At 42.1% G+C, this 10,066-nt stretch carries 9 protein-coding genes and 1 pseudogene; 7 read left to right on the forward strand and 3 right to left on the reverse strand.

The annotated features are described in order from the left end of the window. Window positions 1–327 precede the first annotated feature (327 nt). The 7 genes from HYS07_01915 to HYS07_01945 all read left to right on the forward strand — a co-directional run bounded on the left by HYS07_01915 (window position 328) and on the right by HYS07_01945 (window position 7,180). Window positions 328–1,209, forward strand: a complete 882-nt coding sequence (locus HYS07_01915; protein ID MBI1869931.1) for a 4Fe-4S binding protein — start codon at window positions 328–330, stop codon at window positions 1,207–1,209. Next, entirely contained in the window at window positions 1,140–1,382 is a 243-nt protein-coding gene (locus HYS07_01920; GenBank protein ID MBI1869932.1) for a glycosyltransferase, read from the forward strand. Before HYS07_01915 ends, HYS07_01920 begins: the two co-directional genes overlap by 70 nt. A 507-nt stretch (window positions 1,383–1,889) precedes the next feature. Beyond that, window positions 1,890–4,037 (forward strand): helix-turn-helix domain-containing protein, encoded by a 2,148-nt coding sequence (locus HYS07_01925; protein ID MBI1869933.1) that lies wholly within the window; start codon window positions 1,890–1,892, stop codon window positions 4,035–4,037. Window positions 4,038–4,104: 67 nt separating this feature from the next. After that, window positions 4,105–4,515, forward strand: a complete 411-nt coding sequence (locus tag HYS07_01930) for a MerR family transcriptional regulator (protein ID MBI1869934.1) — start codon at window positions 4,105–4,107, stop codon at window positions 4,513–4,515. A gap of 17 nt (window positions 4,516–4,532) precedes the next feature. Further along, entirely contained in the window at window positions 4,533–5,090 is a 558-nt protein-coding gene (locus tag HYS07_01935; protein ID MBI1869935.1) for a heavy-metal-associated domain-containing protein, read from the forward strand. A 185-nt stretch (window positions 5,091–5,275) separates the two neighbouring features. Beyond that, window positions 5,276–5,659, forward strand: coding sequence for a (2Fe-2S)-binding protein (locus tag HYS07_01940; protein ID MBI1869936.1), 384 nt, complete (start codon window positions 5,276–5,278; stop codon window positions 5,657–5,659). A gap of 207 nt (window positions 5,660–5,866) precedes the next feature. Continuing rightward, on the forward strand, window positions 5,867–7,180 hold the full coding sequence (locus tag HYS07_01945; GenBank protein ID MBI1869937.1) for an ATP-binding protein: 1,314 nt from the start codon (window positions 5,867–5,869) through the stop codon (window positions 7,178–7,180). 11 nt (window positions 7,181–7,191) lie between these two features. On the opposite strand, the gene HYS07_01950 is transcribed toward HYS07_01945, so the two are convergent. The 3 genes and pseudogenes from HYS07_01950 to HYS07_01960 all read right to left on the reverse strand — a co-directional run. After that, entirely contained in the window at window positions 7,192–7,689 is a 498-nt protein-coding gene (locus HYS07_01950) for a heme-copper oxidase subunit III (protein ID MBI1869938.1), read from the reverse strand. Between the two features lie 112 nt (window positions 7,690–7,801). Further along, window positions 7,802–9,350: pseudogene (locus tag HYS07_01955) on the reverse strand (cbb3-type cytochrome c oxidase subunit I). Window positions 9,351–9,498: 148 nt separating this feature from the next. Continuing rightward, window positions 9,499–10,066: hypothetical protein (locus HYS07_01960; GenBank protein ID MBI1869939.1), on the reverse strand; the 568-nt coding region annotated here is incomplete at its 5' end.

Genomic DNA, 10,066 nt, shown 5'->3' on the forward strand with positions numbered 1-10,066 from the left:
TAAACGACTTTGCTTGCCGGAGGACTGGCAGTCACTCACGCTCCCCAGGCTTCGCCATAAACTTTTCATGATGCCAGGAATCCTGGTGCATACTGGAAATATTCCTAATCTTAAATTTCCAAAGAACAGCCCCAATAAAAAAACCTTCGAGTTCGCCATCAACAAAATCAAAAAACTTGTCCCCCTTGCTTGAAAAATGCTACTTTTCACGCAGGTTTTAGGAAACAAAGAGGGAGAGAAAGGCTCATCAAGGTTAAATGGTGGCACCGTCTAAAGAGAATTTTCCTTAAGTCATTAAGATGGTTTTTTGATCGTTGATTGCCAAACATGCAAATAGCAACTCTAAATTCTATTAATATTTTAAAGGGGCTTTGGCAGGACCTCAAAGATATTGTTAGGCCCTCGACTTATCCATGGCTTTATACGGGCGTGGTCTGGATTTTTGGGATTAAAGCGATTCTAAGATATCGCGATTCTCTTCAAACAAAAAAATATCTTTCGCTGATTTTCTTTCAAACCACTTTCTTTAGCGTGATCCCTGAAGTGATCTTGCACCATTGGCAGGCGTATTCCCTTTTATACGCCTGGCCCTTGGGATTAAGCCCTGTGACGGTGCAATCCTTTTTGCAGAGCCCTACACAATTTTATTTTTGGTGGACGGTCATTTTATCATTTGTTCTTTTACCAATTTTTGTGATGTTTACAGGGAAACAATACTGTTCTTGGATTTGTGGTTGTGGCGGCTTGGCTGAGACCTTTGGGGATAAATGGCGTCATTATCGGCCCGGAGGCAAAGTCAATAGCCAGCGTGAAAGGCAGATTTTTTACGTCATGACGTTTGCGGTGATTGCGACCCTTTGGGCCATGTTCAAGATGCCGGGTGAAAATCTGATTAAATCGATTTACAGCTGGACCGTGGATTTTGCTTTAATCGCGGTGATTCCTGTTTCTCTTTATCCCTTCCTGAGCGGGAAAATTTGGTGCCGGTACTGGTGTCCGACAGCCGGATTCATGCATTTGATTTCGGCTTGGTTTACGAAGAAAGGGCGAAGTCACTATGCCATTCTTCCCAGAAAGGAAAGATGTATCGCCTGTAACCTCTGCACACGTTACTGCGAAGTAGGAATTGACGTTCGAAAATTTGCATTAAAAGGCGAGACGCTGACCAACCTCAACAGCATCAGCTTCTATCGCAAATATCAGAATTGATTTTTGTAGACGGCACAAGTACGGATCAAACTGTAACAATAGCGCAAAAGTATGGAAAGGTTATTCAAACTCGGAAAAATAGAGCCGTACAGATGAATGCGGGGGCCTCGATCGCTCGTGGGGATATCCTTCTTTTTCTTCACGCGATACGCTCATGGATCCACAAGCTTTAACCCGGATTTCTCGTCAGATTTCTTGAGCTCGACCGCCCGAGTCCGCTTTGGAGGGGAGGTTGCACGACCGAGGCCGTGTGAGGCGTACTTTACAGTACGTTGAGCAGGGCCGACCGAGTTTGCACCCAGAGACGAGGCGGAATTGGCGCTCTGAGTAGAAATGTGATGAGAAATTCGGTCTAGCCTGGCTCTTGATGGTGAGCCCTTCCGTTCACCCCTGGTATCTCACGTGGATTCTTGCGTTCACAGGGCTCACGCGTTTCAAGGCTTGGTGGCTTCTTTCGGGGACGATGTTCTTTTATTTTCTATCTTCGCAGGCTAATGGAGTGCCTGACCTTTGGAGTGGGTTGCGGATGTCCGCCATTTATGTACCGTTTCAGAGGTCTTAGCAAACCGCCACAAGGCTCAAAAAACAGCTCAAAATCGCGCCAAAATTCACTGTGGATTTTAAGGAAGTCCAATTTTTGATATGATGTGCTCCGGAAGGAGTACAAAAAATGGGAAACGATGGCAGGATCAGAAGCATTTGGCATACATATTAACTCGGTATCCAACTATATATCTGCATTTATGGGCGACGGAGTAAACGGACTTTTAAGCCGGAAAAGAGGGCCGAAAGAGTCATGGAAAATCACTCCTGAAATAAGATTTAAGATTTTAGAAATAGCATTCAGCAACAAAAATGTTTCTTATGATGATCTTGTAAAATTAGTCAAAGAAAAGTGGGGTAAAGAAGTAGGCATAAGGTCCATATGCCGGATACTTTCAGAGAATGGCTTTATGAACCAATCCGCAAAAGAGCAAAGCCGCGAATCGGAAAGTTGTCTTTTTGAAATAGAAAATACAAATCAATTGTCGTTCCACGATTTAGAAAAAAGGTGTAAAAACTTTTCGGACACTCAAAATATTTATTCAAGAGAAACTGCGTGCAGTGAAGAGAAATGTAATAAGGACAAAGAAATCGCAGCCATTGAGACAAATATTGACGAAGGTTGCGTGGACAAAAAAACATCAGCTTATTCATCCGCGGAGCGGAACTATTTAAATCGTCTGGAGCGCGGAGAGTTTAGCGCCTACGCGGGAGGTTTATTATTTGTTTCATTGCTGCGTCAATATCATTTTGCGTCCACGATAGAAAAGGTAATCGGCATCACGACATGTGAGGGATACAGTCTGGAGCAATTATGTTTAACCATATTATACTGCGATGTGTTTGGTTTTAGATCGATAGAAAATTTTAAGACTGTGTACCCTGAGGAATTTGGGATATTAATCGGTAAATTATATAGTCCGAGCATTTTTACGATACGACGATTTTTGCATAAAATTAGAGAGTTGAAGAATGGCGAACAACTCATGGAGGAATTTGGGAAGGAGTATTTAAGTCAAGGATTGGTCAAATGGGGAGTGCTGTACATTGATTCACACTTTCTTCCCTATTACGGCATTTGCTTAATAAGCATGGGGTGGCATGGAGTCAAGCAGAAGCCGATGAAGGGGAGTTATAATTTTCTGGCGGTTGACGACAAATTCAATCCGCTGATATTTTTTATAAGGCCGTCTTCGGAGGATTTACTAAAAAAGATACCAGAGCTTATCTTAAAGGCAAAAGGCATGGCCAAGTCTGTTGGAATGCCTGACGAAAAGCTGATCGTTGTGTTTGACCGGGAAGGGTACAGCTCTGAATTATTCAGGGAAATGGACAGTGATCAACTTAAGACAAGATTTATTACATGGGCGAAATATTTTGACAGTTGGAAACCGGAAATAAAAGAGGAGCAGTTTAGGGGGCGTGTAATCGTAAACTACGAAATACAAAAAAGCGAGGAGATCAAATATTTTGAAGCAGAAAATCGGACAATGAAAAAATATGGAAAAATACGCGCGATCGTCATTCAGAGCGGGAGAAAAAAGAAGCAGACGGCCATTTACACGAATGATTGGGAAATACCTGCGGGTTTGGTTATTCAATTAATTTGCAGACGGTGGGGGCAGGAAACGCTAATCAAAACATTGAAATTAGATCACAGAATAGATTATTTTCCGGGCTACGAGTACGAAGAATTGGAGAAACAGCCGATGGTGGGCAATCCCATCACGCAGGAATTAAAAAGGAGCAGAGCAAACCTTGTAACAGAATTACATAAATTGAAATTGGGTTTTGCAGACCTATTGCTCAATAAAGTGTCTGATGAGATAAATTGGCAGGAAGTCAAAGAGAAGAAGATAACGACATTGGCCAATATTCAAACGATTAGGACACAGATGTTATTGATTGATCAGAAAATAGATGAATTGCCGGCAGAGATAAAATTTGAAGAGGCCCATAACGGGGAAAGATTGGTTGAATTTGATTATGAGAAAAAGCGGTTTTTGGATTGCATAAAAGTATTCAGTTATACGATGCAGAAAGCGGCATGTAAAATACTGGGAAAGTATTATGATGACCCGAAAGATGTGTGGCAAATATTGGGGATGATCGTACGAAGAGGGGCCGATATAAAGCTGAATGGAAATGAGCTTACGATTAGGCTGAAAAAGTTTAGAGATGAAGTGATTGACTATGCGGCGCGCCATTTGTGTGAAGAATTGAATGAAATGGCTCCGGTTACGCTGGATAAGTTCCGATTTCAGTTGCGATATGAGGTGACATAGGTCAGAAAACCCACAAAAAACTCGTTTGAAATAAATTTGCCTTGTGGCGGTTTGCTAAGACCTCTGCATTGGTGGGGCCTCGCAAGCTGCAGGGCTATCGATAGATACACTTCGATATTACGAGAAGATCGGTCTTTTGGAAAAAGCCATTCGAAGTTCCGGTGGGTTTAGACTTTATTCTCAGGAGACAATTGAAAAGCTTCGATTTATTAAAAAGGCACAAGCCCTGGGCCTAACATTGGGTGAGATTAAGGAGATTATGGTTTGTAGTGAAGAGGGTCTCAAATCTTGCTGTGATTTGGTTAGAACACTCTTTGCGAAGAAAATTGGAGAATTTGATGTAAAAATCAAAGGGCTTGAAAAGATGAAGAGAAGATTGGAGAAAAAAATCTTAAACTGGGTCAGTCCCGAGAAAGCCAAGAGACAAGGATATGCTGTTTGCCCTCAGATTGAGAAGGAACCGGGGAAAAGGAGCTAAGGAAAGGAACTAAGGAAATGAGAGCAAAAGGATTAGGTTTTCTATCTGCATTAACTGCATCCGTGTGTTGCCTGGGCCCTTTGGTTATGATCCTTCTTGGGCTGGGTGGATTAGGAATAGGGTCAATTTTGGGAAGATATCACTGGTTTTTCATCACGGCCGCAGCGGGGCTTCTGGCTTTGGCGTGGGCAAAGTATTTCAAAGAAAAGAAATCCTGCGAATCGGAACAGTGCGAGATGGGAAGAAAAAGAATGACTAGAAATATATTGATTTTAGCATCGGCTGTGGTTTTAACCTTCGCAGGTTTTAATATTTACACGTATGCAAGAGGCAAACCTGTTCGGAATCTATCGCAAGCAGACACTCGAGTCTCGATCCCCGTAAAAGGGATGAGTTGTTTTACCTGCGAGATCGCTATCCAGCAAGCTGTAAAAAAACTCCCCGGGATAAGGAATGTTAAGGCGAGTGCCAGCGATGGTATTGTTTTAGTCTCTTACGACACGGAAAAAACATCCTTGGACGAAGTCATCAACGCGATCAACGAGACAGGCTATAAAGCTGAAAAGTTAAAATGATTAAACAATGGCACTTTTCATAAACTATTTGGACGCTCATCATGTCAAGTTCCTGTTGTGGTGATGCTGAATCATCTTTAGTGAATCCGCTGGGTGAATCGGCCACTCGATCATGTTGTGAATTTCATCCACAGACAGTTTGTGGTCCTGTGAAATGCCCGGCATGTGGTCTCCTGGGTAAACTTGTGAAGCGAATAACCCTGGGATCTCTGGTCAAACCAGAACTTCGAAGTACGATTCCCATGCAAGACGAGTTTTGTTTTTGTAGCTCGCCAGCTTGCGATGTAGTCTATTTTTCTAAAGAAAGAATTCTCTATCGCAAGCAAGATCTTTCCGTCCCCGTGAGTATGAAGGAACCGAGTCATCTCAACCTTCCTATATGTTATTGTTTTGGGTGGACGAGAGAGAGGATTCAAGCCGAGATAGACGCCACGGGAAAGAACACGGTTATTGAAAAGATCAAAGCCCAGGTCAAAATTGGAAACTGTTACTGTGAAATCACCAACCCTGAAGGATCGTGCTGTCTTGGTCATGTCAGTCAAGTCGCTCTTCGCCGTGAAGCTAAGTAAAAGTCAACCTGATATAGCCCGCATTTCTCATCAGATTTCTACTGCTCTTCTCCGATTCCGCCTCGTCTCTCCGTGCAGACTCGGTCGGCCACGCTCAACATACCGTAAAGTATGCCTCAGCTTATAACATTAGATATAATTTAATTGACAAAATATAATAATTTTATCTATTATAGTATTTAAAATAAGTTTATTTTATATACTAATATGAAAAAAGAAGAAATAATTGCCATTTTGAAGGACTGGAATTTTTGGGAAAAAGACTTGTCTTGTGGTGTTAGAAGGCCTGTATATCTTGAAAATCTTGAGCGTCTTTACAAGACAAATCAGGTGATTGTCATCACGGGGCCTCGAAGAGCTGGAAAATCGTTTTTGATGAGGCAACTGGCAAGAGATTTATTTGGAGACGATGCCTTCTTAAAAAAAGAAGGTTTGTTCATCAATTTTGAAGATCCTCGATGGCCGAAGTTTGATGCAAAATTCTTGCAAAAAATTTATGAAACCTATCTTGAATTTCTAGCCCCTTCAGGAAAGCCCACACTTTTTTTAGATGAGATTCAGGAAGTGCAAGACTGGGAAAAGTGGGTTCTTTCGATGCATGAATTAGAAAAAGCCCGCATTGTTCTTTCCGGCTCTAACGCTAAACTTCTTGGAAAAGAGCTTTCGACGCTGTTAACAGGAAGGCATGTCAATCTAACAGTTTTTCCACTTTCTTTCCAAGAAAAAATGCAGTTTCGGGGAATCTCTTTTCCGGATCCTATTTTGGCCGTATCAAAAAAAGTTGAGCTTGCGGCTCTTCTCAGAGAAACCCTAGAGTTTGGATCCTTCCCTCAAGTTGTCCTTTCAGGAGAAAAGCAACAAATTTTGCTGGCCTACTTTGATGATATTGTCAGTAAAGATTTGGTGCGACGCTTTCAAGTTCGAAAAACTGAGAAGTTGAAGGCTCTGGCCAGGCTTTGTTTTTCGAATGTTGCCTCTGGAATGACGTTTAATTCAATGGGGCATTCCTTAGATCTATCTCCGGACACGGTGGAGAAATTTTCAAATTATTTTGAGGAGGTTTACCTTTTTACATTTCTCAAGCGATTTTCGTTTAAGGCAAAGGAGCAAGAAAAAAGCCCAAGAAAGATTTACCCTGTTGACGTTGGGCTTGCAAATGCGGTGGGATTTCGTTCAAGTTCGAATCAAGGGAGGCTTCTAGAGTGTCTGGTTTTTCAAGAACTTTGTCGAAGACGTGCCCAAAATTCAAACATGGATCTTTATTATTGGAAGGATGATCAGCATCGAGAGATTGACTTTGTCGTGAAGGAAGGACTCCACATCCATGAACTGATTCAGGTCTCATGGAATTTGGACCAAGCCCAAACAAAAAAGAGGGAGGTCTCATCCCTTTTAAAAGGAATGGATGCATTAAAGATGAAAGAAGGAGTCGTTATCACAGAAGAATTTGAAGGGCAAGAAACGCTAGATGGAAAAACCATTCACTATAAACCTGTCTTAAAGTGGTTGTTGACAATATAATGGGTCGAGAGTTAGGTGAGATAAAGGCTCACAAAAATAACAATCCAAACAGCGTCTACAAAATGCCAGTACATGGAGCCTATGTGAAAGGGAGTGGGATTTTTGAGAGGCTGCTGTTTTGATCTCATGAGGAGAAATAGAAGGACGCATAATCCGACCAAGACGTGAAGACCGTGAAAACCGGTAAGGGTAAAAAAAGTCGAGGCAAAGGGCCCGGTTTTAAGGACAAGACCCTCGCGAATAAGTTTCGCCCATTCAACGCCTTGGAGCACTAAAAAAATGATTCCTAGGACAAGTGTTATTCCAATTTTGGAAAAAAGTTTTTGGTTTGTTCCCTTGTTAATCATCGTTTGCGCTTGATGAAGGAAAAAACTGCTTGATAGAAGGATGAGAGTGTTGATTGAGGTCATGAGAATGGGTAAATGATAAGGCCCTTGCCAGCCAGGATTCGCAAATCGTAAAACGCTATAGGCGGCTAAAAGTGTGATGAACATCATGGCTTTAAACATCTTTTTCTCTCCCGCTCATGTTTTTTTTTGTAGTCGCCCGATTCATCGGGCAGCCCCATAAATGGGGCGACTACAAAACGAGCTTTAAGAGGGGGGTGTAAGGAATCAAAAATCATTTATCAATTTTGAGATTCATATTATCAAGTTCCTCTGATTGCAAAAGCCAGTCTTTTCCCTTTAGTTTCGGATGATTGAATTCATGAGGTCCGTGATAAACCCTAGGGATTTCTTCAAAATTATGTTCAGGAGGTGGAGATGCGATCGTCCATTCCAGTGTGTTGGCCTGCCATGGATTCATAGGTGCTCTTTTCCCCAAAAATAAACTTCCAAAAAAATTCAGAATGAAAATCATTTGTGATGCCCCCAAAATAAAGGCGGCCCAGCTGATTTTGATGTTTAAAGGTTGTAAGGGCTTTAGAAAATCATATGTAGTTGGATCTGCGATTCTTCTCATCATTCCTCCCATTCCCAAAAAGAACATTCCAAAAAAGACGTAGCACAAAGTAAGGAATGTGATCCAAAAATGAAGTTTGCCAAGCATTGAATTCATGAGGCGGCCGAACATTTTGGGGAACCAATAGTAAATGGCTGCAAAACTTCCAAAGAGAACAGATGCAGCCAAAGTAAAATGAAAATGTCCCACCACAAAATAAGTGTCGTGAATGTAAATATCAATCGCCTGGCTTGCATTGAAAATGCCGGTGAGGCCTCCTAGGCCAAAGACAACGATGAGTCCGAGACAAAAATACATCGGGGTGGTGAAGCGCAAAGAGCCCTTCCACAATGTCCCGAGCCAATTGAGAAAGAAAATAGAGGAAGGGATGCTCACAAGAAAAGTGGTGTACATGAAAAATTTTCCCAAGGTCCCGTTCATGCCGCTCGGATACATGTGATGTGCCCAAACGATGCCACTTAAGACAGAAATAATGCCCATTGAAATCACGGTCGCCTTGTATCCAAAAGCAGGTTTTCGCGAAAATACAGACAAAAGATCAGAGATGATGCCCCAGGCCGGAAGAATCAAAATATAGACTTCAGGGTGACCAAAGGCCCAGAAAAGATGCTCATAGAGAAGGACCTGGCCTCCAGGAGCTGGAGCCAAAGGACCTGCTGTATAAAAAGTGGTTCCTAGAATTCGATCGAGTAAAAGAAGAACAAGTGTGATGGCAATGACAGGAACAAACACGGCGTTTAAAATGGCCGTGTAAAAAAGTCCCCAAGTGGTCAAAGGCATTCGAAACCACTTCATGCCGGGGGATCTCAGCATGATAATGGTTGTGATGTAATTGACGGATCCTAAAATCGTCGAAATTCCAAAAGGCCATGTCACGTGCGCCCATTTGAAGGGGAATAAGAAAATTTCCGAAGGCACCAATTAAAATAGGCGTGATGGCAAAGAAGACCATAATGGTCCCGTGCATGGTCACCAGCATGTTGTAATTCTCTGGAGCAAGGATGCCTCCTAAAGCAGGGAAAAGCATTTTCCCGATGAATGGGATTTTATGAAAGGGATAAGCCAGCTGCCAACGAATAATCATGGCCATCAGGCCTCCGACGAGAAGGAAAAAAAGACCTGAAAAGAGAAACTGTTTTCCGATTACCTTATGATCGGTGCTGAAGATGTGTTTGGTTAAAAATGGTTTTGATTTTTGATTTGTCATTTTGATATTTTTCATCGATTATAAAAACAGGGTTTTTCTCCCCTCTTAAGTTAAGAGGGGATTGGGGGAGTTATGTAAGTCGATTTCATAACCCCTCCATCTCCCCTTACCTTAAGGGGAGGGAAAAACGACGTTAATTTATTTCTTATCACTCGTCCTCTTCTTTTTTTACATTTTTTTCAGATCCCTTTTTCTTAAGCCAAGCATCAAAGTCTTGTTTTTCTTGAATCGTTAAAATCCCTCTCATCCGGTAATGACCCAATCCGCAGAGTTCAGCGCAGGCAATTTCAAATTGTCCCGTTTCGGTTGCTTCAAACCAAAGTCGTGTGGTCATGCCGGGAACGATATCTTGTTTAGTTCTGAAATTAGGAAGGCAAAAGGAGTGAATGACGTCTTTAGACTGCATTTCAAGTTCGATGGGCCGATGAACAGGAATATGAAGTTGATTCATCGTTTGAATGTCATCCCTTGTTTGAAATTTTCCGTCAGGCCCAGCATATTGAATGTTCCAGGCAAATTGTTGGGCTAAAATTTGAATGTGAAGTGTGTTCCCTAAAGAAGGTTTTTCGCGGAGCTCATCCCAGACCTGAGCACTTAAATGGGCAATTTTCATATCAATGAAGAAAAAAACGCAAAGGGCCAGCACACTTGAAAGAAAGAGATGAGGCCAGCGATTTCCGTGGGTGTAAACGGCTCTGTGGCCAGGTCTTTCTCGG

Source organism: Chlamydiota bacterium (genome assembly GCA_016178055.1).
GTDB lineage: Bacteria > Auribacterota > JACPWU01 > JACPWU01 > JACPWU01 > JACOUC01.